The organism is Streptomyces sp. NBC_01283 (assembly GCF_041435335.1).
GTDB lineage: Bacteria > Actinomycetota > Actinomycetes > Streptomycetales > Streptomycetaceae > Streptomyces.
Window position 1 is genome coordinate 1,221,995 of the sequence record NZ_CP108430.1, and the last position, 22,703, is coordinate 1,244,697.

Consider the following 22,703-nt stretch of genomic DNA (forward strand, 5'->3'; position numbering starts at 1 on the left):
CACTGGGCCTCGCCATCGCCGACGGTATGGAGTCAGCCATAATGCCGACCATGAAAAAACTGCGATGCGGACTGGTCGGAACGGGTCCGTGGGCCTCGTCCACGCACGCTCCGGCGCTCGCCGCGCACCCGGACGTGCAGTTCCACGGCGTGTGGGGAAGGCGCCCCGACGCGGCGGACGCGCTCGCGTCGGCGCACGCGGCCACGGCATACGCGGACGTGGACGAACTGTTCGCCGCGAGCGACGCGGTGGCTTTCGCCGTGCCGCCGGACGTGCAGGCGCCGCTGGCCGCGCGGGCCGCGGCGGCGGGCTGCCATCTGCTCCTGGACAAGCCGGTGGCGACGACGGTGGCCGCGGCGCGCGATCTCGCGGAAGCGGCCGGGGCGGCCCGGGTGGCGTCCGTCGTCTTCTTCACCCTGCGCTTCGCCGGACCGACGTCGGCCTGGGTGACGGAACAGGCGGCGGCGGAAGGCTGGTTCGCGGGCCGCGCCGACTGGTACGGCTCGTTCTACTCGGCGGACGGGACCAGCCCGTTCTCCTCGCCGTGGCGGGCCCAGCGGGGCGGCCTGTGGGACGTCGGCCCGCACGCCCTCTCCATCCTGCTGCCGGTGCTCGGCGACGTGACCGAAGTGACGGCGGTGCCCGGCCGGGGAGATCTGGTGCATCTGGTCCTGCGGCACGACGGCGGGGCGTCGAGCACGGCGGCGCTGAGCCTGAGCACGCCGCCGAAGGCGGCGGGGGTGACGGTGGAGCTGCGCGGCGAGGCGGGGACGGCGCTGATGCCTTCGGGAGGCGGAGCGCTCGACGCCTTCCGCTCGGCGGTCGACGCGCTCGTCGCATCGGCGCGATCCGGCCAACCACACGCATGTGACGTGCGGTTCGGTCTGCGCGTGACGGAGATCCTGGCGCGGGCCGAGGAACAGCTTCCCGCCGGGTGAACCGCCCGGGGACAACCGCGGGCGGCCGGTACCGTGGCCGCTACGTAATGGCGAGTGACGGCACCGGCCGCAGCCAGTGGGCCCAGGAACCGATTCGGGAAGTCATGCGTCGTACGTCCCGAGTGCGACGTTTCCGACCACACGCATCGGAATACGAACAACCGATCCATACTCTTCCCGCAGCGGCCCAATAGGCCTAGGGGGTACCCAACGCCGAGGAATTTCAGCCAATTTCGAGCTCCTCGGTCAAGGTGCCCCACAGTTGTGTCCGCGTGCCCACCGACGTTCGAACTCGCAGGTCGGTGGTTCCGCTCCACCCATGATGCCGCACCCACTGATCGTTTTTCTTCGGGCAATCTTTACTATTAAAGCTGGTGAGAATATTTAGACTGCTGATGCTCAACTCGGCGTGCACCAAGAGGGATTACTCACCATGAACAAGACGGCGCTCCGCGCTCTGCTCCGTGAACGACGTGCCCTCATCGCCCCCGAATCGCACGGCTTCAGCCGCCCCACGGGCCAGGGGCGGCGCGCCCGCGGCCTCTCCCAGCACCAGGTCGACCAGCTGCTGCACCGTGCCATCGGGACGTATCACCGCCTGGAGTCGGGCAGTTACCCCAATCCGCCTGCTTCGCTGCTGCGGGACGTCGCACGGCTCTTCGGGCTCAATGAGCAGGAGTGGGTGTCGCTCTGCCGGTTCGCGCTGCTGCAGGAACCCCCCGGGCCGCTGCACCTGTCGTCCGGCAAGGAGATCCCGGGGGTCTGGCAGGAGGCCGTCGAGAGCATCGGGCACATGGCCTACGTCACCGACGCCTCGTGGGACATGCTCGCCTACAACCAGCCCTTCGCCGACCTGTTCCCCAACGGGAACGTGCCCGGCAACACGATGCGCTGGATGCTCCTCGATCCCGAGGGACGCGAGGCCCTGACGGACTGGCACACGGCATGGGCCCCCATGGTCCTGCCCCAGTTGCGTGCCGCGCTCGCGGCGCGGCCGGAGGACGAATCCCTGCGCCAGATCGAGAAGGAAGTACTCGAAGACCCCGAAGCCGCTCCCCTCTACGGAGCCGGTGACTTCGTCTCGCACCCGGACGGCGACGAGCGTCCCCTGCACCACGCCCAGCAGGGCCCCGGCTGGCTGACCATGTGCGCCGCACAGCCCATGACGGCGCCCGGCGCCCGGCTGATCATCATGGTGTTCCACCCCGGCGAGAAGCGCTCCCACACGCGGGCTCCCATGCTGCGGGCCCACTGACCGAACGACACGATCTCCAGGACTCCGGTTGTCGGAGGGGTACCAGATCAGTGCGGTGAAGTACGTTGTGCCGCACCCCCCCACATCCGACCAACCAGTGGGAGTCACCTCGTGCCCGCCTACGTCTCAAGACCCCAGACCGTATTCGGCGACCACAAGGTCACGACCGCAGAGATCGCGGACGACATACGTGTACACCACCCCGACCACCCACGGCTCGCCGCGATCCTCCGGGTCGTGGGCAACTGTGGTGTTCACACCCGCTATTTCACGCGCCCCGTCGACTCCCCCGGCATCGCGGGCCGGGGCGGGATCAGCCTGCGCGCCGAGACCGCGTTCCAGGATTCCGTCGACATGGCCGAGCGCGCGGCCCACTCGGCTCTCGACACCGCCGGGCTCGCGGCCGAGGACATCGACGCGGTCGTCACCGCCCATGTCACCGGCTGGGCGGTGCCCAACCTCGACGTACATCTCGTGGCTCGCCTGGGACTACGTCCCACCGTGCGCCGCATCGCACTGACGACCCTGGCCTGCGCCGGCGGCGCCCAGGCCCTGCTGCGCGCCGCCGACCTCGTGGCCGCCCGACCCGGCAGCAAGGTCCTGGTGGTCGCCGCGGAGGTCATATCCACTGTCTACAACCATGCCGACACCACGATCGAATCGATGATCTACAAGGCGCTGTTCGGGGATGCGGCAGCCGCGACCGTTCTCACCAGCGAACCGCTGGGGCCGGGGATCGCGATCGACGACAGCCTGGAGTACGTCCTGCCCGACAGCCTCGACCGCTATCAAGGACGGATCGGCACCGACGGATTCCACTTCGACTCCACCAAGAAGGCCCTCGCCGCCACTGACGACGTGCTGCCCGCCGTCCTGGACTGGCACGGCCCGCAGAAGCCCGACTTCGCCGTCATTCACCCCGGCGGCCCCCGCATCATCTCCGACACCGCCACCGCCCTGAGCCTGAGCTCGCACGACGTGCGCCACTCCAGCGAGACCCTGGCCGACGAGGGCAACCTCGGCGGCGTCAGCGTCCTGCGCGTCCTCGAACGCACCCACGCCGCTCCCCCCGCCGATGGTGCCGAGGGCGTCATGGTCGCCTTCGGACCCGGTTTCGCCACCGCGGCGCTGCGCTGCCACTGGCAGGCGTGACCGGCGGCAGTAATCCCCTTGCCCCGGCCCACTGCCCCTGCTGAAGTGCTCGCATGAATCAAGACGCGGTACTGGAGACGTACGACCGGCAGCTCCGGCGCGAGGTGCGCACGGACAGTCCCGGCGCACGCGTCGAGCATGCCGGGGCGGTCATCCGGCAGATCGGCGCGGAGCACGACTGGAACGGTGTGCACTGGGCGGACGTCGATGCGGCCACGGCGGATGCCGTCATCGCCGAGCAGGTGCGGTACTTCACGTCGGCAGGGCGCGAGTTCGAGTGGAAGCTGTACTCCCACGACCGGCCCGCCGACCTCGCCGAGCACCTGCTGGCAGCCGGCTTCGTCCCCGAGCCGCCGGAGACGGTGATGGTGGCCGAGGTCGCCGGTCTGTCCGTGGAGCCCGAGGTGCCGGAGGGGGTGCGCCTGGTACCGGTGACGGACGCGGCAGGCGTGCGGCTCATGGCCGACGCCCATGAGATCGCCTTCGGCGAGGACGGCTCGGGGCTCAGCGAGCGGCTGAGCAAGCGGGTCCTGACCCAGCTGACCGAGACCCCCGAGACGATCGTCGCCGTGGTCGCGATGGCGGGCGACGTGCCGGTCAGCTCGGCCCGGATCGAGTTCTACCCCGGCACCGACTTCGCGGGCCTGTGGGGCGGCGGCACCGCTCCCGAGTGGCGCGGCAAGGGCATCTACCGCGCCCTGGTCGCGTACCGCACCCGCGTCGCCGCCGAACGCGGCTGCCGCTATCTCCAGGTGGACGCCTCCGACGACAGCCGCCCGATCCTCCAACGCCTGGGCTTCGTGCCGCTGAGCGTCACGACGCCGTACGTGTACCAGCCCTAGCCGGCGGCCGGCAGCAGCTTCGCGATCGCGTCCGCCGTGTCCGTCTCGCCGAGCCTCGGGAAGATCTTCTCGATGCTGTTGCGGTGTGCCTCGGCGTCCATGTCGGTCACGGCGTCGACGGCGACCGTGACGTGGTAGCCGTGCTCGTGCGCCGCGCGGGCCGTCGACTCGACGCCGATGCTCGTCGCGATACCGGCGACCACGACCTGGGTGACGCCGCGGCGGCGCAGCTGGAGGTCGAGGTCGGTGCCGTAGAAGGCGCCCCACTGCTGCTTGGTGATGACGATGTCGCTGTCCTCGCGGCCGAGTTCGGGCACCAGGTCCGCCCAGTCGGCGGGCACTTCGCCGCCACGGGCGGGGCCTTCGGTGCGCCCGGGGGCGCCGCCGGTGACCCGGACCAGGACCAGGACCACGGGCAGGCCGCGCTCACGGAAGGCGTCGGCGAGGCGGGCGGACCGTTCGACGATCTCCGCGGAGGGGTGGGCCGTGGGCAGGGCGGTGATGCCCTTCTGGAGGTCGACGAGGACGAGGGCGGTGGTGGGGTCGAGGGTGGTGGCAGTCATGGTGCTGGTCTCTCTCTTACGGGCTTACGGGGCGGGGAATTCGGGGTGATCGGGAGGGTCAGGTGCGGGCGCGCAACGCCCGGTCGGTGAGGGTCAGGACGACCAGGGCGAGCGCCAGTACGGTGCCGACCCCGGCCATGAGGTGCAGTCCGGCGTCGTCGGCCCGCTGCCCGTAGGCGAGGCCGATCAGGCCGGACGCGGCGATGGCCCCGATGTACTGGGCCGTGCGCTGCAGCCCCGCCGCGGAGCCGATCGCGTCGGCGGGGGCGTACATCTGGACGGCGGCCTGGTTGCTGGTGCCCATGAATCCCTGCGGGATGCCGAAGCACGCGCCCGTCAGAAGGAGCACGGCCAGCGGGGTGCCGCCCGTGGTGAAGAAGAGCAGCGTGCCGCCCACCACGAGGAGGACGGAGGCGATGCCCAGCGGGGCTCGGATGCCCTTCGTACGGGCTCCGAGCAGCGAACAGGCCAGCGCGGCAAGGGACATGGGCAGCATGACGAGGCCGGTGTGCAGGGACGAGAGGCCGCGGGCCTCTTCCAGCCACTGGGTGAAGCCGTACATCACGCAGTACACGACGAGGTAGCTCAGGCCGTGCCGCAGGTAGGTGCGGGCGAGCGCGTGGTTGGTGCCCAGCATGCGCAGATCGATGAACGGATGCGGGTGGCGCAGCTGCCACCAGGTGAGGGCGGTGGAGAGCACCGCCACGGGGGCGAGCAGCCACCAGGTGGGGTGGGCCAGGTCGAGCAGGAAGATGACGAGGCAGGTCAGCGCGGAGCTGAAGAGCAGTATCCCGAGCGGGTCGAGCGTGTTCGAACCACCGCCCTTCGCCCGCTCGGCCCGTGGCCCGTCCGCCGGGATCCAGCGCAGCGCGCAGCCGAGCGCGATGAGCGCGACGGGGACGTTGACCGCGAAGATCCCGCGCCATCCTGCCGTCGCCACGAGCAGTCCGCCGAGCGTCGGGCCGATCGCCGCGCTGCCGAGGGCGGCGAAGGAGAGGCGTCCGAGGACCGTGCGCGGGGTCGGTGTGCCGAGCCTGCGTGACTCGTCGCGCAGGACGGCCATCGCGGCCGGGTACGCCGCCGACGTACCGATGCCGAGCAGCAGCCGCGAGACGAGGAGCCACAGGAATCCGGGGGCGAACGCGCCCACCAGGCCGGAGGCGACCACGACCACGAGCCCGCCGAGGAAGACCCGGCGCGGCCCGATGCTGTCGGCCAGTCTGCCGAGGACGGGCTGGGCGACGGCGCTGGCGAGGTAGAGGACGGAGACGAGCCAGGCGGTGTCGGAGGCGCCGACGCCGAAGTCGTGTCCGATCGCCACCAGGCCGGTGGAGATCATCGTGGTGTTGAGCGGATTGAGCAGGGAGCCGAGCAGGAGGGGCGCGGTGAGCCGGGCCCCGAAGGCGGGACGCGTGCCCGGTATCGGGCGGGCCGGTGCGGACGGCACCGCCCTCACTTGCGCACCAGCCGCTCCAACAGCTCGACGGCATCGGCCAGTTGGCGGCGTTCCGCCGGGTCGAGCTCGTCGGCGAGTGCCGCGGCGAGCCAGTCGCGCTTGGCGGCCCGCATCTCGGTGAGGGTGCGCCGCCCCTGATCGGTCACGGAGACGACGGACTGCCGCCCGTCGTCGGGGTCCGGACTGCGTCCGACGAGCCCCATCTCCTCCAGCGCGGACACGGTCATCCGCATCGACTGCGGCCGTACGAGCTCCGCGCGGGCGAGGCCCGCGGTGGTGGTGGGGCCGTCACCGTCGAGCCGGGCGAGCACGGAGCGCTGCGAGGGGCTGAGGCCGGTCTGCGGCGAGACGCCCCGGAAGCGCCGTACGAGCCGCCGGACGGCGCCCGACAGATCGGCGGCGAGCTGCTCGGGGGTGGGGTCACCGGAGTGTGCGCTCATGCTCAGCACCGTACGAGGTAGACAGGTAAACTTGCAAGTCTTACTGCGCAGCCCGGCCCGGCACTCCCGTCACGCTGCACCCCGCACGCAGACCGCCCCTGTCGCGGGAGCGACAGGGGCGGAAGGCTCACGTGCAGCGGGCACGCTAGCGGATCGGCATCCCCGACAGCGTGCGCGCGATCACCAGGCGCTGGATCTCGCTCGTGCCCTCGAAGATCGTGTAGATCGCGGCGTCCCGGTGCATGCGCTCCACCGGGTACTCACGCGTGAAGCCGTTGCCGCCGAGGATCTGCACCGCCTGCGCGGTGACCTTCTTGGCGACCTCGCTCGCGTACAGCTTGGACATGGAGCCCTCGGCCGACTCGAACTTCTTGCCCGTGCTCGCCATCCACGAGGCGCGCCAGACGAGCAGACGCGCTGCGTCGATCTGCGTAGCCATGTCGGCGAGCTGGAAGGCGACGCCCTGGTTGTCGATGATCGGGCGACCGAACTGCGTACGCGTCTTGGCGTACTCCAGGGCCTCTTCGTACGCGGCGCGGGCCGTGCCCACAGCCATGGCGCCGACCGCCGGGCGGGACGCCTCGAAGGTCGCCATCGCGGCGTTCTTCACGCGCTCGCCGCCGGTCTTGGCACGCTCACGGGCGCGGGCGAGGCGCTCGTCGAGCTTCTCCTTGCCGCCGAGGAGGCAGTGGCCCGGGACGCGCACGTCCTCCAGGACGACCTCGGCGGTGTGCGAAGCGCGGATGCCGTGCTTCTTGAACTTCTGGCCCTGCGAGAGACCGGGGGTGGCGGGCGGGACGATGAAGGAGGCGTGGCCCTTGGAGCCGAGCTCGGGGTCGACGACCGCGACGACGACGTGCACGTTGGCTATGCCGCCGTTGGTCGCCCAGGTCTTGGTGCCGTTGAGGACCCACTCGTCCTTGGCCTCGTCGTAGACGGCGCGGGTGCGCATCGCCGCCACGTCGGAACCCGCGTCGGGCTCGGAGGAGCAGAAGGCGGCGACCTTGACGTCGTTCACGTCGCCGTACATCTGCGGGATCCAGGTGCCGATCTGCTCCTCGGTGCCGTTGGCGAGGACGCCGACGGCGGCCAGGCCCGTGCCCATGATGGACAGGCCGATGCCCGCGTCACCCCAGAAGATCTCCTCGGTGGCCATCGGGATGCCGAGGCCCGTGGGGTCGAAGAACTGCTGGGCGTAGAAGTCGAGGGAGTAGATCCCCAGCTTCGACGCCTCCTGGATGATCGGCCAGGGGGTCTCCTCGCGCTCGTCCCACTCGGCGGCAGCAGGGCGGATGACGTCAGCGGCGAACCCGTGGAGCCAGTCCCGGACCTCCTTCTGTTCGTCGTTGAGCTCCATGGTGAACTCGGCCATGACCCCTCCAGGACCTGCGGTGAAGACGTGCGTTACTTGCGGTAACTGGAGTCTGTTACCGGCCGGTAGCCGCTGTCAACTCCCGGCCGCCCGTTCGATCGCCGCCTCGCGCGGGGTGTTACGTTGCGCGTGCGGGGCGCAATCGCATGGGCGGGGAGAGAAACGCTATGGAGACCACCACACAGCAGACCGATCAGCAGCGGTCTGCCGAGCGTCGGCGGCGCGAGCTGCTGGAGGCAGCCGACCGGGTGGTGCTGCGTGACGGGCCCGGCGCCTCGATGAACGCCATCGCCGCGGAGGCAGGCATCACCAAGCCGATCCTGTACCGGCACTTCGGCGACAAGGGCGGACTGTACGCCGCGCTCGCCAAGCGGCACACCGACGCACTCCTCGAATCGCTGCGCGCCGCCCTGGACGCCCCGGCCGAGCGCCGGGAGCGGGTCGAGCAGACGCTTGACACCTACCTCGCGGCGATCGAGTCCCGCCCGCAGGTCTACCGCTTCCTCATGCACCCCTCGGACGGCGCCGCACCCGGCGAGCAGGGCTTCGACGTGGGCCTGCACTCCGCGCCCGTCCTGCGCCGCATGGGCGAGGAGCTCGCGCAGGTCATCGAGGAGCGGGTCGACCTCGGCCCCGGCAGCGCGCAGCTCGCGCGCGTCTGGGGGCACGGCATCGTCGGCATGATGCACGCGGCGGGCGACTGGTGGCTCGGCGAACGGCCGTGCCCGCGCGCCGAGTTGGTCAGCAGCCTGGCCGACCTGCTGTGGGGACGGCTCGCCGCGGCGGGCAACCGCGTCGGCGGCCCCGGGTTCTGAGGACCGATCGGCCGTCGAAGGTCAGCCGCTCCAGGGCGCCTTGGCGGCGGCCCGCAGAACCCTGCGCCGCCGCCAGCCCGTGACGTGATCGGTGTAGACCCCGCCCTCCAGGTGGTCGCACTCGTGCTGCAGGCAGCGCGCGAACCAGCCGGTTCCGTGCACCCTCATGGGCTCACCGAGCATGGTGACGCCCTCCACCACCGTGTGGTCGAAACGCGGGGTGCTTGCCTCCAGGCCCGGCAGCGACAGACAGCCCTCCGGCCCGCGCACGGTGATCCCGTCCACGTCCACGAGGCGCGGATTCACCACGTACCCGAGATGGCGCACATCGTCGTCGTCCGGGCAGTCGTACACGAAGACCCGCCGGCTCACGCCGATCTGGTTGGCGGCCAGACCCACGCCCTGGGCGGCGTACATCGTGGCGTACATGTCCTCGATGAGCCGGGCCAGTTCGGGGCCGAAGTCGGTGACCTCCGCACACCGCTTGTGCAGCACGGGGTCACCGAGCAGAGTCAGAGGTCGTACGCGCCCTGAGGCGCCCGGGATCGAGCCGTGTCGCATGGCCGCAAGGGTACGGTCCTTGGAGAGCCCCGGGGTCGGGGTGGTGCCGCGGTTCGGGCTTGACAGTGGATCTCGATAGGCTGAGGTTCATCGCGTTGCCAGGGGCAGGCGCGGCGCCGTACGCAAGGAGGATCCAGAACTGATGGCAGGCAACACGGACCCGCTGTCGCCGCGGGCCAAGCTGGCCGTGACGGCGGGCAAGGCGGCCGCGGCGGTGTCGCGCGCGGCGGGCCGCGGCAGCGGATCGGTGATCGGCGGCCGCGTCTCACTCAAGCTCGACCCCGACCTGCTCGGGCGTCTTGCCACGCACCTGGACGTGGTGCTCGTCTCTGCCACGAACGGCAAGACGACCACGACCCGGCTGCTCGCGGAGGCGCTGCGCGCCAGCGGGCCCGTGGTGTCGAACGCGCTGGGCGCGAACATGCCGGCCGGGATCACCTCGGCCCTCGCGGGCGGTTCGGACGCCCGGTTCGGCGTGATCGAGGTCGACGAGAAGTATCTCGCCGGTGTCGCCCGCGACGTGGAGCCGAAGGCGATCGCGCTGCTCAACCTCTCGCGCGACCAGTTGGACCGCGCCGCGGAGACCCGCATGATGGCCGAGAACTGGCGCGAGGGTCTGGCGGGCTCCAAGGCGGTCGTGGTCGCCAACGCGGACGACCCGCTGGTCGTCTGGGCGGCGTCCTCGTCGCCGAACGTCGTGTGGGTGGCCGCCGGCCAGGAGTGGAAGGACGACGCCTGGTCGTGCCCCTCCTGCGGCGGTGTGATGCAGCGCCCCGGGGACGACTGGTTCTGCGGCGAGTGCGGCTTCCGCCGCCCCGCGCCCAGCTGGGTGCTCTCCGGTGACCACGTCCTGGACCCGCACGGCTCGGCCTGGCCGATCCATCTGCAGCTGCCGGGCCGGGCGAACAAGGCGAACGCCACCACGTCCGCCGCCGTCGCCGCCGTCTTCGGCGTGCCGCCGCAGGTCGCCCTGGAGCGGATGTACCAGGTGCAGGCCGTCGCCGGACGCTATGACGTCGTGCAGTTCCAGGGCCGCGACCTGCGTCTGCTGCTCGCGAAGAACCCCGCGGGCTGGCTCGAAACGTTTTCGCTGATCGACCCGCCGCCCACCCCGGTGATCCTCTCCGTGAACGCCCGTGGCGCCGACGGCACCGACACCTCCTGGCTGTGGGACGTCGACTACACCCGGCTGGCGGGCCACCCGATCTTCGTGCTCGGCGACCGCAAGCTGGACCTCGCCGTGCGCCTGGAGGTCGCGGGCCTGGACTTCCGGGTCTGCGAGTCCCTCGACGAGGCCGTGCAGCTCGCGCCGCCCGGCCGCATCGAGACGATCGCGAACTACACCGCGTTCCAGGACCTGCGCCGCCGCGTCGGCAACTGACCCCACCGGACCCTCTAGACCCTCGTAGGGACGAATGAGCATGAGCGACAACAGCCTGCGGCTGGTGTGGGTCTACCCCGACCTGCTCAGCACGTACGGAGACCAGGGCAACGCCCTGGTCGTGGAGCGCCGCGCCCACCAGCGCGGCCTCCAGGTCGAGCGCTACGACGTGCGCAGCGACCAGCCGGTGCCCACCTCCGGCGACATCTACCTGATCGGCGGCGGCGAGGACCGCCCGCAGCGCCTGGCCGCCGAGCGGCTGCGCCGCGACGGCGGACTGCAGCGGGCCGTGGGCAACGGCGCGATCGTCTTCTCGGTGTGCGCGGGCTACCAGATCCTGGGCCAGGAGTTCATCAACGACCTCGGCCAGCGCGAGCCGGGCCTCGGCCTGCTCGACGTGATCTCCACCCGCGGCGAGGGCGACCGGTGCGTCGGCGACGTCCTGGGCGACATCGACCCGCAGCTGGGCCTGCCCCCGCTGACGGGCTTCGAGAATCACCAGGGCATCACGCACATCGGCCCGTCCGCGCGGCCGTTCGCACGCGTCAGCCTCGGTCGGGGCAACGGCACGGGCGACGGCACCGAGGGCGCGTACAACGGCACCGTCTTCGGCACGTACATGCACGGTCCCGTCCTCGCCCGCAACCCGCTCATCGCGGACCTGCTCCTGAAGCTGGCCCTCGACGTGAACGCGCTGCCGCCCACGGACGACCGCTGGTACGAGGCGCTGCGCGCCGAGCGCATGAACGCGGCACAGCAGCCCGCATGATGCCCCCACCGCACAGGTGAGCGGCACAGTCCAGCAGTCGGACGCCCGGTGCTGCCCCGCCCCCTGACGCCTATAGGGTGGCGGGGTTCCAGCCGGACGACGTGGTCCGGACTCCGGCCCACGTTGCAAAGGTATTCCGGGCTATGCGCATTGGTGTCCTCACCTCCGGCGGCGACTGCCCCGGCCTGAACGCCGTCATCCGTTCGGTCGTGCACCGCGCCGTCGTCGACCACGGCGACGAGGTCATCGGCTTCCACGACGGGTGGCGCGGCCTGCTCGAATGCGACTACCGCAAGCTCGATCTCGACGCGGTGGGCGGCATCCTGGCCCGTGGCGGAACGATTCTCGGCTCCTCCCGTGTCCAGCCCGCGCATCTGCGCGACGGCGTCGAGCGGGCCAAGGGCCACCTCGCCGACCTGGGCCTCGACGCGGTCATCCCGATCGGCGGCGAAGGCACGCTGAAGGCCGCCCGGCTCCTGTCGGACGCGGGTCTGCCGATCGTCGGGGTGCCCAAGACGATCGACAACGACATCGCGGTGACCGACGTGACCTTCGGCTTCGACACCGCCGTCGGCGTGGCGACCGAGGCCCTCGACCGGCTGAAGACGACCGCCGAGTCGCACCAGCGGGTCCTGATCGTCGAGGTCATGGGCCGGCACACCGGCTGGATCGCGCTGCACTCGGGCATGGCCGCGGGCGCGCACGCGATCGTCGTGCCGGAGCGGCCCTTCGACATCGAGGAACTGGCGCGGAAGGTCGGCGAACGCTTCTCCGCGGGCAAGAAGTTCGCGATCGTCGTGGCCGCCGAGGGAGCCAAACCCCGCGAGGGCACGATGGACTTCGACGAGGGCACCAAGGACATGTACGGCCACGAGCGGTTCGCGGGCATCGCCACGCGGCTCTCCGGCGAACTGGAGCAGCGCCTGGGCAAGGAGGCGCGTCCGGTGATCCTCGGGCACGTCCAGCGCGGCGGCACCCCCACCGCGTACGACCGTGTGCTCGCCACCCGCTTCGGCTGGCACGCCGTGGAGGCCGTGCACCGCGGCGAGTTCGGCAAGATGACGGCGCTGCGCGGCACGGACATCACGATGGTTTCGCTCGCCGAGGCCGTCGAGACGCTGAAGACGGTGCCGGACGAGCGGTACGCCGAGGCGGAGTGCGTGCTGTAGAGCGAGGCCCTTTTCGAACGGCCCCCGGACGCGTCGGCGTCCGGGGGCCGTTCTAGTCTGGTGCGGACACACAGCGCACAACCGCACGAATCAGGAGCCAGTGGATGGATCACAGCGGGCACGGCATGAACATGGATCTGCCGCCGTTCACGCTGGGGCGCGGGCTCGAGCTCTCCGCCGACCCCTTCTTCCTCATCAGCTGCCTGGTGGCGCTCGCGCTCTACGGCTGGGGTGTGGTCCGGCTCGTACGGCGCGGTGACAAGTGGCAGGTCGGCCGCACCATCTCCTTCGTGGTGGGCGTGCTGACCATCCTGCTCGTGATGTGCACCAAGCTGAACGACTACGGCATGGTCATGTTCAGCGTGCACATGGTGCAGCACATGATCATCAGCATGCTGTCGCCGATCCTGATCCTGATGGGCGCTCCGATCACCCTCGCCCTGCGCGCCCTGCCGGTCGCGGCCCGCCGCGGCCACAAGGGCCCCCGCGAGTGGCTCCTGTGGATCCTGCAGAGCCGCTACATGAAGATCATCACGCACCCCGCGTTCACGATCCCGCTGTTCATCGCGAGCCTGTACGCGCTGTACTTCACGCCGATCTTCGACACCCTGATGGAGTCGAAGGTGGGCCACATCGGGATGATGGTCCACTTCCTGGCCGTCGGCCTGGTCTTCTTCTGGCCGATCATGGGCGTCGACCCAGGTCCGCACCGGCCCGGATACATCATGCGGATGCTGGAGCTGTTCGCGGGCATGCCCTTCCACGCGTTCTTCGGCATCGCCCTGATGATGGCCTCCGAGCCGATGATCGGCACCTACAAGAACCCGCCTGCCTCGCTCGGCATCGACGCACTCGCTGATCAGAGCGCCGCCGGCGGCATCGCGTGGGCGTTCAGCGAGGTGCCTTCGGTCCTCGTGCTGCTCGCGCTGCTCTTCCAGTGGTACCGCTCCGATCAGCGCCAGGCACGGCGTACGGACCGGGCGGCGGACCGTGACGGTGACAAGGAGCTGGAGGCGTACAACGCCTATCTGGCCTCACTGGCCGCGCGCGGGCGCTAGCGGCAAAGGGTCTTCGCAGGCGAGGATGGTCTCAGGCCGCGGTCTTGGCGTCGAGGCGCCGGGGCTGCCGGGAGGAGGCAGGGCGATGCCTGATTCTACGAAGACGATGGGTGTATTCACCATCGGAGGCTTGGTCGCGGTGACCGCGTACACGGTCGCGCTCGGGAGCAACGGCTGGCTGTGGTTCGGCTGGGTCGTCATCGGGATGCTCACGCTGGCGATGGTGCTCTCGCGCAGCACCCCCTGAGGCGCCGCGCGGCAGTGAGGAAAGGTGCGGGGCGGCGCCGGGGGCGGGGGCGTCGGCAGGGGCCGTCAGAAGCGCGTCAGAAGCGGAAGACGGCGCCCGTCGAGTACCCCATCTCGCAGGCGTTGCCGTACGTCTTGTTCCAGCTGACCGGCTTGCCGCGGTGGTGGCCCGTCGCGCTCACGGTGACCGGGGCGTACTGCTTTGTGCAGATTCCCTGCTTCGCGGGCAGTGCGTCGAAGTCGCCGTGCGCCGCGTCGATGGCCGCGCACGCCTCGGCCGCGTGCGGATGGTGTGCGGGCCGGCGGGTCACGCAGTCGAGGAGCACCCCGCGTACCCAGGCGTTGTCCTGCCCGGTGACGGTGAGGAAGACGCCGCTCCCCCGCTCGGGGGCCGTTTCGTGTGCCGCGTGGGCGGGCGCGGCCACGACGAGGGAGACCAGGGCGGCGGCGACGGCCGCGGCCGGGCGCAGGCGGGACGTGGGACGGGACCTCATGGAGACCTCCTGGGGCGGTGGCGTGCTGCGTCGGAGAGAAGCCAGGCCACCCCCGCATCCGCGGCCCGCGCGCCCGACACGCCGCTCGGTCACCCGGACGAGTCCGGCGTGCCCTCCGGATGGGCGCCCCGCCACCCGGACCGCACACGTGCACGAAGGGACCGAGGCCGCCAGGCTTCGCTCCCTTCTCCCGTCGGGGCGGCGCACCTAAACTGACCGCTGCGCGAGGACCCGTGACCTGCGACGACGCAGAACCCAGGCCGGTCCACCTGAGTGAGGAGCAACGGGTGTTCTACTACCTGCTCAAGTACGTCGTCCTGGGGCCGCTGCTGCGGCTCATGTTCCGGCCGCGCATCGAGGGCCTCGAGCACATACCGGAGTCCGGTGCGGCGATCGTGGCGGGCAACCATCTCTCGTTCTCGGACCACTTCCTGATGCCCGCCATCATCAAGCGGCGGATCACCTTCCTCGCGAAGGCCGAGTACTTCACGGGCCCCGGCATCAGGGGCCGCCTGACGGCCACGTTCTTCCGCAGCGCAGGGCAGATCCCGGTGGACCGCTCCGGCAAGGAGGCGGGCCAGGCCGCGATCCGCGAGGGCCTCGGGGTGCTGCGCAAGGGCGAGCTGCTCGGCATCTATCCGGAGGGCACCCGCTCGCACGACGGGCGCCTCTACAAGGGGAAGGTCGGCGTCGCCGCGATGGCGCTCAAGGCGCAGGCTCCGGTGATCCCGTGCGCGATGATCGGCACGTTCGAGGCCCAGCCGCCGGGCCAGAAGGTGCCGAACTTCCGGCGCGTGGAGATCCGGTTCGGCGCCCCGCTGGACTTCTCGCGCTATGCGGGCATGGAGAACGAGAAGGCGGTCCTGCGTGCGGTCACGGACGAGATCATGTACGCCATCCTCGGGCTCTCCGGACAGGAGTACGTCGACAAGTACGCGGCGGTCGTGAAGGCGGAGGAGGCCGAGCGCGCCGCCGCGGCGAGCCGGCGGAAATTCCCCCGGATGCCGCTGAGTTGATGCCGTGACATACGGTCCTGCCAACGGGCGGCACCGCGCGGACAAGACGCCTTGCCGGCATCAGGGGAGAAGAAGCGGATGAACGAACACAGCCTGTACACCAAGCTGATCGGGCTGCTCGACGAGCGGGGCGCGGCTTACCGCGTCATCGAGCACGAGGAACAGGGCGCCACGGAGGCGGTGAGCGCGCTGCGGGGCAACACCCTCCAGCAGGCCGCCAAGTGCATCGTGGTGATGGTGAAGACCGGCAAGAAGACGAAGCGTTACGTGCTCGCGGTGGTGCCCGGTGACCGGCGTGTCGACCTGAACGCCGTCAAGCAGCTCCTCGGCGGGACGTACGCGGGCTTCGCCACGCAGGAGGTCGCCGAACGGCTCGCGGGCAGCGTGAGCGGCACGATCCTGCCGTTCTCCTTCGACCCCGAGCTCGAACTGGTCGTGGACCCGGCGCTGCTCGCCCACGAGGAGCTCTTCTTCAACGCGGCGCGCCTGGACCGTTCGCTGGCGCTGCGGACCGCGGACTACGAGGCGATCGCGGAGCCGCGTACGGCCGTGATCGCGCAGGAGGCGGCATAGCGAAGGGGCGACCGGGTGGTCCCGGTCGCCCCTCGCCCGATGCCTAGCGGCAGGACATCACGGCTTGGGCGTGGCGTGCGGGGTGCACGTCACGTCCTTGCTGTCCACCTTGCCGGTCAGCAGGTAGGTGTCGACACGCTCGTTGAGGCACGGGTTGACCAGGTTCGTGATGCCGTGCGAACCGGCGTCCTTCTCCGTGATCAGGCGCGAGCCCTTGAAGCGCTTGTGCAGCTCGACGGCACCCTCGTACGGCGTGGCCGCGTCGCGGGTCGACTGCGCGATCAGCACGGGAGGCAGGCCCTTGCCGGTCTTGACCTCGACGGGCTCGTGCTGCTTGCCCGACCAGGTCGCGCAGGGCAGGTTCATCCAGGCGTTGGCCCACGTCATGAACGGGTTGTCGCGGTGGATGCGGGTGTTGTCGCGGTCCCACTTCTTCCAGCTGGTCGGCCACTTGGCGTCCGCGCACTCGACGGCCGTGTAGACGGCGTTGCTGTTCTCCGAGGTGATGTTGCCCGCGGTGTCCGACAGGTCGGGGCTGGCTGCCTCGATCAGCGGCTTGGCGTCACCGGCGACGTACTTGCTGAAGTTCGTCGCGATCCCGACCCAGGCGGAGTCGTAGTACGGCGCGCTCTGGAAGTAGGCGATGAGCTCGGCGGGGCCGACGACTCCGCCCAGCGGCTCCTTCTTCGCGGCGGCGCGCAGGTCGTCCCAGTTCTTGGCGACCTTCGCCGCGGTGTCACCGAGGTGGAAGGTGGCGTCGTACTTGGCGACCCACGTCATCCAGTCCTTGAGACGGATCTCGAAGGCGACGTCCTGGTCGAGGTTGGCCTCGTACCAGATCTTCTTCTTCGACGGGTTGACCACCGAGTCGACGACCATGCGGCGCACATGCGACGGGAACAGCGTCCCGTAGACCGCGCCGAGGTAGGTGCCGTAGGAGACGCCGAGGAAGTTCAGCTTCTTCTCGCCGAGCGCGGCCCGGATGACGTCCAGGTCGCGTGCGGTGTTCGGCGTCGTCATGTGATCCAGCATGTCGCCGCTGCGCTCGGCGCAGCCGTCCGCGTACTCGGCCGCGAGCTTGCGCTGGGCGCGCTTGTCCGCCGCGGAGTCCGGCACCGGGTCGGCCTTGGGGGCCTTGACGAACTCCTGCGGGTCCACGCAGGAGATGGGCGCCGAGTGGCCGACGCCGCGCGGCTCGAAGCCCACGAAGTCGTACGCCTTGGCCGTCTTCTCCCAGAGCTTGGCCTTGGTGACCACGCGGGCGGGGAAGCGGAGGCCGGAGGCGCCGGGGCCGCCCGGGTTGTAGAGGAGAGCACCCTGGCGCTCCTCCTTCGTCCCGGTGCTGCCGATGCGGTCGACCGCCAGCTTGATCTTCTTGCCGTTGGGCTTGGCGTAGTCGAGCGGGACGGTGACCCATCCGCACTTGATCGCCTTGTCCAGTCCCCAGTCGTCGGGGCACGCCTGCCAGTCGATGCCGGCCTTGGCGGCACGCTGCGCCGCGAGCGCGACACCGCGCGCCTCGGAGCTGGTGCGCTGGCGGGCGTCAGCGCTGCCGCTGCTCCGGCGGGCGTCCGCATTGGCGACGGGCGCCATGATCGCGCCCGCTATGAGCGAGCCCGTGATCAGCGTGCCGGCGGCGCCGAATGCTGTGGTGCGTCTCAACTGGTTCCTCCCCCTGTCGATTTCCCTGTCGAATTTCGAACAGTAGGAGGATCCTGTCGGTCAACGGGTTCAGTGCGACAGACCGGGCAGGTGTTTCTTTACCAATCCGATAGACGGTGCTGGGAACCCCGCTGAGCGGTTATGCCCCTGTTCACGTGAGTGTGCGCACGGCCTCGTCGAGGACGCGGCGGACCCGTAGAGCGTCGGGGGCGACGGCGGTGACGAGCACGGCGGGTCCGGCGAGCGGAGTCAGCGACGCCGTCTCGCCGAGGAGTGCCGACCCGGGCAGGCCGTGCTCGAACTCCGGCCTTACGAGGACGAGTTGCCCGATCGCGCGATGCCCTGCCAGGACGGCGGGGCCGTCCCATCCGCCGGGTGCGCCGGGCCCGCAGGAGAGCTCCTGGTCGAGGAGGAGGCGGCCGGCCCGGCGCACGGTGAGGCGGCTGCTGAGGCGTCCCGGGTCCTCGCCGGTCCTGCCGAGCACCTGCTCCTCCCGCAGCACCAGGCTCGCGCTCCCGGCGAGGTCGGCCCGCGTGGTCACCCGCAGGTCGCTGTCGCGTACGGAGATCAACTGCTCCGGCAGCCACAACAGTTCCGCGTCCTCGCCGACCGTGAGCCGCACGTCGTAGCGCGCGGCCTCCTTCGACTGTCCCGGCAAGGCGAGTGTGGCGGCGGCCGAGCCGATGTGCAGCCGGGCCCCGTCGTGGGCGGCGGCCTCGACCGTGAGGTGATCGCCCCCGAGGGGGCCGCTCATGGCCCCGACGAGGGTGACCGTGGCGCCCCTCCCGGCCGACCGGGTGCGGCGCGGGGCCAGCTGCCCCTCTCCGTCGAGCACGGGCAGGGCGGTGCCGCCCCGCCCGTCGCCCCGCGCGGAGATACGGGCGATGCCGCGCACCCCGGACGGCACGGCGGTGTCCACGCTCATGCGGACGCGGTCCAGGCCGCGTACTGCGCACGCACCCAAGCGGCGACCGGGCCGACGCCCTCGTCCGAGCGCAACGACTGGAAGGCGACGGGCAGTTCGCCGCGCTGGGCCTTGGCGTCCGCGGCCATCCCGGCGAGGTCGGAGCCGACGTGCGGGGCGAGGTCCGTCTTGTTCACGACGAGCAGGTCGGCGGTGGTCACGCCGGGGCCGCCCTTGCGCGGGATGTCGTCGCCGCCCGCGACGTCGATGACGAAGATCTGTGCGTCGACGAGTCCCTTGGAGAAGGTGGCGGTGAGGTTGTCACCGCCGGACTCGACGAGGATCAGGTCCAGCGGCCCGATCTCGTCCTCCAGGTCCTCGACGGCCTCCAGGTTGGCGGAGATGTCGTCGCGGATCGCGGTGTGCGGGCAGGCGCCGGTCTCCACGGCGGTGATCCGCTCGGGCGGCAGAACGGCTTCGCGGAGCAGGAACTCGGCGTCCTCGCGGGTGTAGATGTCGTTCGTGACGACGGCGAGCGACAGCTCGTCCCGCAGGGTCTTGCAGAGCGCGGCGACGGTGGCGGTCTTGCCGGACCCGACGGGCCCGCCGAGCCCGATCCGCAGGGCGCGGCGGCGTCCGTCGGGGCGGTGCGCGTCGGCGCTGATGGCTGCGGGTCCGTCGTGGGAGTGGTCGAGGTGCATGGTGGTTACTCCAGAAGATTCAGTGGTTCAGTTGGGCACGCGCCGCCCGGCGGGGCCGGCCGGTCCGCGGGCCGGGGGGAGCACCTGGCCTCGGAGGAGGCAGGTGGGGGGAGCGGGAGCTCTCCTACGACGCGAACAACCGCACAGGCCATGCGGCATGTGCCTCCGCCCCGATCTCCATGAGCGGCGCGGAAGCCGCGGGCAGCGCGTCGATCCCGTCGGTGACCGCGCGGCGCGCCGCCTCCGTCGCCTCGGCCGCGACCAGGTCGAGCTCGGGGGCCAGCCGGGCCAGCACACCCGTCGCGTCGAAGGGGTCCAGGCTCAGCAGCCGCACGGTCGCCGTCGCGGGCCCGCTCACACATTCGTACGCGGAGCAGTACGCGGCGTCCTCCGGCCCGAGCCCCGCCGCGCGGGCGGCGAGTCCGAGCACCACCGGCTGATGCGCGCCCTTGGGCAGCGCCGCCGCGAGCCGGTCGAGGGCGGGATCGGGCCAGGTGGCCCTGGCGGCCCGCATCATCTGCCGCCCGAGCCGCCGTCCGGCCACCCGCAGCGCGGCCGATGGCGTGCGTGCGTCGGCGGCCTCGTCCAGTTCCAGCGGATCGAGGCCGAGCGCGGCGGCGGCCGCCAGCGAGGCGGACACGAGCCCCGTGGTGTGCAGCCGCCCGCGGCAGAACTCCCCCAGGCTCGCGGCACCGGTGATCCGGCCCGCCTTGACGGCCTCCTCGGCCCCGCCGGAGTGCGCGTGCCCTCCGGCAGGGAAGCGGCCGTCGGCGAGGACGAGCAGCGCTCCTCTAGACATGACGTACGACCGCCATCAGAAGAGGAAATACCGCTGCGCGAGCGGCAGTTCGGCGGCTGGCGACGGCTCGACGAGCTCACCGTCGATGGTGACGGCGAAGCTGTCGGGAGCGACCTCCACCCTCGGCAGGGCGTCGTTCTCACGCATGTCGGCCTTCGTGCGCCCGCGCGTGGAGCGGATCGCGGTGAACTCCTTGGCGAGACCGAGCCGCTCCGGCAGCCCGTCGTCCAGCGCCGACTGCGTCACGAAGTTGTACGAGTTGAGCCCGGGCGCCTTGCCGTGCGCACCGAACATGGGGCGCGGCAGGACGGGCTGCGGCGTGGGGATGGAGGCGTTGGCGTCGCCCATCTGCGCGTACGCGATCTGTCCGCCCTTGATGACCAGCTGGGGCTTGACGCCGAAGAACTTCGGGTCCCACAGCACCAGGTCGGCGAGCTTGCCGCTCTCGACCGAGCCGATCACGTGGTCGACGCCCTGCGCGACCGCCGCGTTGATCGTGTACTTGGCGACATAGCGACGCGCGCGCCGGTTGTCCGCCCGGGTGTCCCCCGGCAGGAAGCCGCGCCGCCGCTTCATCACGTGCGCGGTCTGCCAGGTGCGCATGATGACCTCGCCGATGCGCCCCATGGCCTGCGAGTCCGACGACATGATCGAGATGGCGCCGAGGTCGTGCAGGATGTCCTCCGCCCCGATGGTGGTGGGCCGGATCCGCGACTCGGCGAAGGCGAGGTCCTCGGGGACCGCCGGGTTGAGGTGGTGACAGACCATCAGCATGTCGAGGTGCTCCTCGACGGTGTTGACGGTGTGCGGCCGGGTCGGGTTGGTGGAGCTGGGCAGCATGTTCGGCAGCGACACCGCCGTGATCATGTCCGGGGCGTGCCCGCCGCCCGCGCCCTCGACGTGGAAGGCGTGCAGGGTACGGCCCGCGACGGCGGCGAACGTGGCGTCGATGAAGCCCGCCTCGTTGAGGGTGTCGGTGTGGACGGCGAGCTGGGCGCCGGTGTCCTCGCAGACGTTCAGGCACGCGTCGATGGTGGCGGGTGTCGCGCCCCAGTCCTCGTGGATCTTGAAGCTGACGGCCCCGGCCCGCAGTTGGGCGTGCATGGACTCGCTGGAGACCGTGTTGCCCTTGCCGAGGAAGCCGATGTTGACGGGGCTCGACTCCATCGCCGCGAACATCCGGGCCAGGTGCCAGGAGCCGGGCGTGATCGTGGTCGCCTTGCTGCCTTCGGCCGGTCCGGTGCCGCCGCCGATGAGGGTGGTGACCCCGGAGGCGAGCGCCTCGTCGACGATGGTCGGCGAGATGAAGTGGATGTGGGTGTCGATGCCGCCGGCGGTGAGGATCTTGCCGTTGCCCGCGATGACCTCGGTCTCCGGGCCGATCACGAGATCGGGGTGCACGCCGTCCGTGGTGTCCGGGTTGCCGGACTTGCCGATGCCGGTGATGCGGCCGTCGCGGATGCCGATGTCGGCCTTGACGATGCCCCAGTGATCGATGACCACGGCGCCGGTGATGACGGTGTCGGGGGCGCCTTCGGCGCGCGTCGTGCGCGACTGCCCCATCGATTCACGGATGACCTTGCCGCCGCCGAAGACGGACTCGTCGCCGGAGCGTCCGGGGCCGCCGGAGCGGTCCTCCTCGATCTCGACGAGGAGGTCGGTGTCGGCAAGCCGTATCCGGTCGCCCGTGGTGGGCCCGAACAGGTCGGCGTACGCGGCGCGGGAGAGCTCAGGCATCGAGGGGACCTCCGGTCTCGCCGCGCAGACCGGGCACGATCCGCAGACCGGCCAGGGGGACGAGTTCGACGTCGACGGGAATTCCGGGCTCGAAGCGCACGGCGGTGCCGGCGGCGATGTTGAGCCGCTTGCCGCGCGCGGCGGCACGGTCGAAGTCGAGACCGGGGTTGGCCTCGGCGAAGTGGTAGTGGGAGCCGACCTGGACGGGGCGGTCGGCGGCGTTGAGGACGGTGAGGGCGGTGACCTCGCGGCCTACGTTGTAGGCCACGGGCTCGTCGGCGAAGAGGATCTCGCCCGGGATGACGGGATGCGCGGAACTCATCTGGCGGCCCCCGTCAGACGATCGGGTCGTGGACGGTGACGAGCTTGGTGCCGTCCGGGAAGGTGGCCTCTACCTGGACGTCGTGGATCATCTCGGGGATGCCGCTCATGACGTCGTCACGGGTGAGCACCTTGCGTCCCGACGACATGAGTTCGGAGACGGTACGGCCGTCCCTGGCGCCTTCGAGAATGTGGGACGTGATGAGCGCGATCGCCTCGGGGTGGTTGAGCAGCAGCCCCCGCGCCCTTCGCTTCTCGGCCACGTCCGCGGCCACATGGATGAGCAGTCTCTCCTGCTCGTGCGGGGTCAGTTGCACGCGTCCCACCTCACAGTCCTTCGCTCCGGACCGTGCGGGGTCCGGTTGCCGCGGCCACCGCGACGGATATAGATGTAACACACAAACAGCGCGCTTGATCTTGCGCACCCCGGTTACGAAAACCCCTGGTGGCGTGGGCTCGCAGGCTAGTTGGGAGGAGTT

Annotated in this window: 25 protein-coding genes; 12 read left to right on the top strand and 13 right to left on the bottom strand. The window is 70.9% G+C overall.

The annotated features are described in order from the left end of the window. Positions 1 to 50 precede the first annotated feature (50 nt). From OG302_RS05710 to OG302_RS05725, 4 genes are all read left to right on the top strand, one after another. On the top strand, positions 51 to 938 hold the full coding sequence (locus tag OG302_RS05710; RefSeq protein WP_371525723.1) for a Gfo/Idh/MocA family protein: 888 nt from the start codon (positions 51 to 53) through the stop codon (positions 936 to 938). Positions 939 to 1,371: 433 nt separating this feature from the next. Continuing rightward, the gene (locus OG302_RS05715; protein WP_371525724.1) at positions 1,372 to 2,193 is read left to right on the top strand and encodes a helix-turn-helix transcriptional regulator; all 822 of its coding nucleotides are present in this window, start codon (positions 1,372 to 1,374) and stop codon (positions 2,191 to 2,193) included. 111 nt (positions 2,194 to 2,304) lie between these two features. After that, positions 2,305 to 3,345, top strand: a complete 1,041-nt coding sequence (locus tag OG302_RS05720; protein ID WP_371525725.1) for a type III polyketide synthase — start codon at positions 2,305 to 2,307, stop codon at positions 3,343 to 3,345. Between the two features lie 53 nt (positions 3,346 to 3,398). Beyond that, on the top strand, positions 3,399 to 4,187 hold the full coding sequence (locus OG302_RS05725; RefSeq protein ID WP_371525726.1) for a GNAT family N-acetyltransferase: 789 nt from the start codon (positions 3,399 to 3,401) through the stop codon (positions 4,185 to 4,187). Here the strand turns inward: OG302_RS05725 and OG302_RS05730 are convergent. The 4 genes from OG302_RS05730 to OG302_RS05745 all read right to left on the bottom strand — a co-directional run bounded on the left by OG302_RS05730 (position 4,184) and on the right by OG302_RS05745 (position 8,018). Beyond that, complete coding sequence (locus tag OG302_RS05730; RefSeq protein WP_371525727.1) at positions 4,184 to 4,750, bottom strand: isochorismatase family protein; 567 nt, start codon at positions 4,748 to 4,750, stop codon at positions 4,184 to 4,186. The genes OG302_RS05725 and OG302_RS05730 overlap by 4 nt on opposite strands. A gap of 58 nt (positions 4,751 to 4,808) precedes the next feature. Beyond that, positions 4,809 to 6,206 (bottom strand): MFS transporter, encoded by a 1,398-nt coding sequence (locus OG302_RS05735; RefSeq protein ID WP_371525728.1) that lies wholly within the window; start codon positions 6,204 to 6,206, stop codon positions 4,809 to 4,811. Continuing rightward, the gene (locus OG302_RS05740; protein ID WP_371525729.1) at positions 6,203 to 6,646 is read right to left on the bottom strand and encodes a MarR family winged helix-turn-helix transcriptional regulator; all 444 of its coding nucleotides are present in this window, start codon (positions 6,644 to 6,646) and stop codon (positions 6,203 to 6,205) included. Before OG302_RS05740 ends, OG302_RS05735 begins: the two co-directional genes overlap by 4 nt. Positions 6,647 to 6,791: 145 nt before the next feature. Next, positions 6,792 to 8,018 (bottom strand): acyl-CoA dehydrogenase family protein, encoded by a 1,227-nt coding sequence (locus OG302_RS05745; protein WP_371525730.1) that lies wholly within the window; start codon positions 8,016 to 8,018, stop codon positions 6,792 to 6,794. Between the two features lie 167 nt (positions 8,019 to 8,185). On the opposite strand from OG302_RS05745, the gene OG302_RS05750 reads away from it, so the two are divergent. Then, positions 8,186 to 8,833 (top strand): TetR family transcriptional regulator, encoded by a 648-nt coding sequence (locus OG302_RS05750; RefSeq protein ID WP_361831308.1) that lies wholly within the window; start codon positions 8,186 to 8,188, stop codon positions 8,831 to 8,833. 21 nt (positions 8,834 to 8,854) lie between these two features. Here OG302_RS05750 and def read toward each other — a convergent pair whose 3' ends face one another. Further along, complete coding sequence (gene def, locus OG302_RS05755; protein WP_371525731.1) at positions 8,855 to 9,394, bottom strand: peptide deformylase; 540 nt, start codon at positions 9,392 to 9,394, stop codon at positions 8,855 to 8,857. Positions 9,395 to 9,536: 142 nt separating this feature from the next. On the opposite strand from def, the gene OG302_RS05760 reads away from it, so the two are divergent. The 5 genes from OG302_RS05760 (at position 9,537) to OG302_RS05780 (ending at position 14,018) form a co-directional block, all read left to right on the top strand. Continuing rightward, positions 9,537 to 10,775, top strand: coding sequence for a MurT ligase domain-containing protein (locus OG302_RS05760; RefSeq protein ID WP_371525732.1), 1,239 nt, complete (start codon positions 9,537 to 9,539; stop codon positions 10,773 to 10,775). A 40-nt stretch (positions 10,776 to 10,815) separates the two neighbouring features. Beyond that, a complete protein-coding gene (locus OG302_RS05765; RefSeq protein ID WP_249585951.1) occupies positions 10,816 to 11,544 on the top strand; it encodes a type 1 glutamine amidotransferase in 729 nt (242 codons plus the stop codon). 143 nt (positions 11,545 to 11,687) lie between these two features. Continuing rightward, positions 11,688 to 12,713: a 6-phosphofructokinase gene (locus tag OG302_RS05770; protein ID WP_361831314.1), complete on the top strand. Its 1,026-nt coding sequence runs from the start codon at positions 11,688 to 11,690 to the stop codon at positions 12,711 to 12,713. A 104-nt stretch (positions 12,714 to 12,817) separates the two neighbouring features. Next, a complete protein-coding gene (locus tag OG302_RS05775) occupies positions 12,818 to 13,771 on the top strand; it encodes a cytochrome c oxidase assembly protein (RefSeq protein WP_371525733.1) in 954 nt (317 codons plus the stop codon). Positions 13,772 to 13,856: 85 nt separating this feature from the next. Continuing rightward, entirely contained in the window at positions 13,857 to 14,018 is a 162-nt protein-coding gene (locus tag OG302_RS05780; RefSeq protein WP_190078913.1) for a hypothetical protein, read from the top strand. Positions 14,019 to 14,094: 76 nt separating this feature from the next. On the opposite strand, the gene OG302_RS05785 is transcribed toward OG302_RS05780, so the two are convergent. Further along, complete coding sequence (locus OG302_RS05785; protein ID WP_371525734.1) at positions 14,095 to 14,511, bottom strand: SSI family serine proteinase inhibitor; 417 nt, start codon at positions 14,509 to 14,511, stop codon at positions 14,095 to 14,097. Positions 14,512 to 14,798: 287 nt separating this feature from the next. Here OG302_RS05785 and OG302_RS05790 point away from each other — a divergent pair, with 287 nt between their 5' ends. After that, positions 14,799 to 15,527, top strand: a complete 729-nt coding sequence (locus OG302_RS05790) for a lysophospholipid acyltransferase family protein (RefSeq protein WP_361831320.1) — start codon at positions 14,799 to 14,801, stop codon at positions 15,525 to 15,527. Between the two features lie 78 nt (positions 15,528 to 15,605). Continuing rightward, positions 15,606 to 16,100 (top strand): YbaK/EbsC family protein, encoded by a 495-nt coding sequence (locus tag OG302_RS05795; protein ID WP_371525735.1) that lies wholly within the window; start codon positions 15,606 to 15,608, stop codon positions 16,098 to 16,100. 57 nt (positions 16,101 to 16,157) lie between these two features. Here the strand turns inward: OG302_RS05795 and OG302_RS05800 are convergent, their stop codons facing one another. The 7 genes from OG302_RS05800 to OG302_RS05830 all read right to left on the bottom strand — a co-directional run bounded on the left by OG302_RS05800 (position 16,158) and on the right by OG302_RS05830 (position 22,541). Beyond that, the gene (locus OG302_RS05800; protein ID WP_371525736.1) at positions 16,158 to 17,762 is read right to left on the bottom strand and encodes an alpha/beta hydrolase; all 1,605 of its coding nucleotides are present in this window, start codon (positions 17,760 to 17,762) and stop codon (positions 16,158 to 16,160) included. A gap of 151 nt (positions 17,763 to 17,913) precedes the next feature. Beyond that, positions 17,914 to 18,687, bottom strand: coding sequence for an urease accessory protein UreD (locus OG302_RS05805; protein WP_371525737.1), 774 nt, complete (start codon positions 18,685 to 18,687; stop codon positions 17,914 to 17,916). Beyond that, positions 18,684 to 19,367 (bottom strand): urease accessory protein UreG, encoded by a 684-nt coding sequence (gene ureG / locus OG302_RS05810; RefSeq protein WP_361831328.1) that lies wholly within the window; start codon positions 19,365 to 19,367, stop codon positions 18,684 to 18,686. The genes OG302_RS05805 and ureG overlap by 4 nt, the downstream gene beginning before the upstream one ends. 124 nt (positions 19,368 to 19,491) lie before the next feature. Then, on the bottom strand, positions 19,492 to 20,166 hold the full coding sequence (locus OG302_RS05815; RefSeq protein WP_371525738.1) for an urease accessory protein UreF: 675 nt from the start codon (positions 20,164 to 20,166) through the stop codon (positions 19,492 to 19,494). Between the two features lie 15 nt (positions 20,167 to 20,181). Then, positions 20,182 to 21,903 carry an urease subunit alpha gene (locus tag OG302_RS05820; RefSeq protein WP_371525739.1) on the bottom strand — a complete coding sequence of 574 codons (1,722 nt, stop codon included), beginning with the start codon at positions 21,901 to 21,903 and terminating at the stop codon, positions 20,182 to 20,184. Then, complete coding sequence (locus OG302_RS05825; protein WP_371525740.1) at positions 21,896 to 22,225, bottom strand: urease subunit beta; 330 nt, start codon at positions 22,223 to 22,225, stop codon at positions 21,896 to 21,898. Before OG302_RS05825 ends, OG302_RS05820 begins: the two co-directional genes overlap by 8 nt. A gap of 13 nt (positions 22,226 to 22,238) precedes the next feature. Beyond that, complete coding sequence (locus tag OG302_RS05830) at positions 22,239 to 22,541, bottom strand: urease subunit gamma (protein WP_361831764.1); 303 nt, start codon at positions 22,539 to 22,541, stop codon at positions 22,239 to 22,241. Between the last annotated feature and the right edge of the window lie 162 nt (positions 22,542 to 22,703).

Coding starts and splice junctions, on each gene's coding strand:
- OG302_RS05710 (WP_371525723.1), top strand. CDS start 51: ATGAAAAAACTGCGATGCGGACTGGTCGGAACGGGTCCGTGGGCCTCG.
- OG302_RS05760 (WP_371525732.1), top strand. CDS start 9,537: ATGGCAGGCAACACGGACCCGCTGTCGCCGCGGGCCAAGCTGGCCGTG.
- OG302_RS05740 (WP_371525729.1), bottom strand. CDS start 6,646: ATGAGCGCACACTCCGGTGACCCCACCCCCGAGCAGCTCGCCGCCGAT.
- OG302_RS05825 (WP_371525740.1), bottom strand. CDS start 22,225: ATGAGTTCCGCGCATCCCGTCATCCCGGGCGAGATCCTCTTCGCCGAC.
- OG302_RS05750 (WP_361831308.1), top strand. CDS start 8,186: ATGGAGACCACCACACAGCAGACCGATCAGCAGCGGTCTGCCGAGCGT.
- ureG (WP_361831328.1), bottom strand. CDS start 19,367: ATGCACCTCGACCACTCCCACGACGGACCCGCAGCCATCAGCGCCGAC.
- OG302_RS05745 (WP_371525730.1), bottom strand. CDS start 8,018: ATGGCCGAGTTCACCATGGAGCTCAACGACGAACAGAAGGAGGTCCGG.
- OG302_RS05780 (WP_190078913.1), top strand. CDS start 13,857: ATGCCTGATTCTACGAAGACGATGGGTGTATTCACCATCGGAGGCTTG.
- OG302_RS05820 (WP_371525739.1), bottom strand. CDS start 21,903: ATGCCTGAGCTCTCCCGCGCCGCGTACGCCGACCTGTTCGGGCCCACC.
- OG302_RS05715 (WP_371525724.1), top strand. CDS start 1,372: ATGAACAAGACGGCGCTCCGCGCTCTGCTCCGTGAACGACGTGCCCTC.
- OG302_RS05770 (WP_361831314.1), top strand. CDS start 11,688: ATGCGCATTGGTGTCCTCACCTCCGGCGGCGACTGCCCCGGCCTGAAC.
- OG302_RS05725 (WP_371525726.1), top strand. CDS start 3,399: ATGAATCAAGACGCGGTACTGGAGACGTACGACCGGCAGCTCCGGCGC.
- OG302_RS05795 (WP_371525735.1), top strand. CDS start 15,606: ATGAACGAACACAGCCTGTACACCAAGCTGATCGGGCTGCTCGACGAG.
- OG302_RS05765 (WP_249585951.1), top strand. CDS start 10,816: ATGAGCGACAACAGCCTGCGGCTGGTGTGGGTCTACCCCGACCTGCTC.
- OG302_RS05775 (WP_371525733.1), top strand. CDS start 12,818: ATGGATCACAGCGGGCACGGCATGAACATGGATCTGCCGCCGTTCACG.
- def (WP_371525731.1), bottom strand. CDS start 9,394: ATGCGACACGGCTCGATCCCGGGCGCCTCAGGGCGCGTACGACCTCTG.
- OG302_RS05730 (WP_371525727.1), bottom strand. CDS start 4,750: ATGACTGCCACCACCCTCGACCCCACCACCGCCCTCGTCCTCGTCGAC.
- OG302_RS05805 (WP_371525737.1), bottom strand. CDS start 18,687: ATGAGCGTGGACACCGCCGTGCCGTCCGGGGTGCGCGGCATCGCCCGT.
- OG302_RS05815 (WP_371525738.1), bottom strand. CDS start 20,166: ATGTCTAGAGGAGCGCTGCTCGTCCTCGCCGACGGCCGCTTCCCTGCC.
- OG302_RS05785 (WP_371525734.1), bottom strand. CDS start 14,511: ATGAGGTCCCGTCCCACGTCCCGCCTGCGCCCGGCCGCGGCCGTCGCC.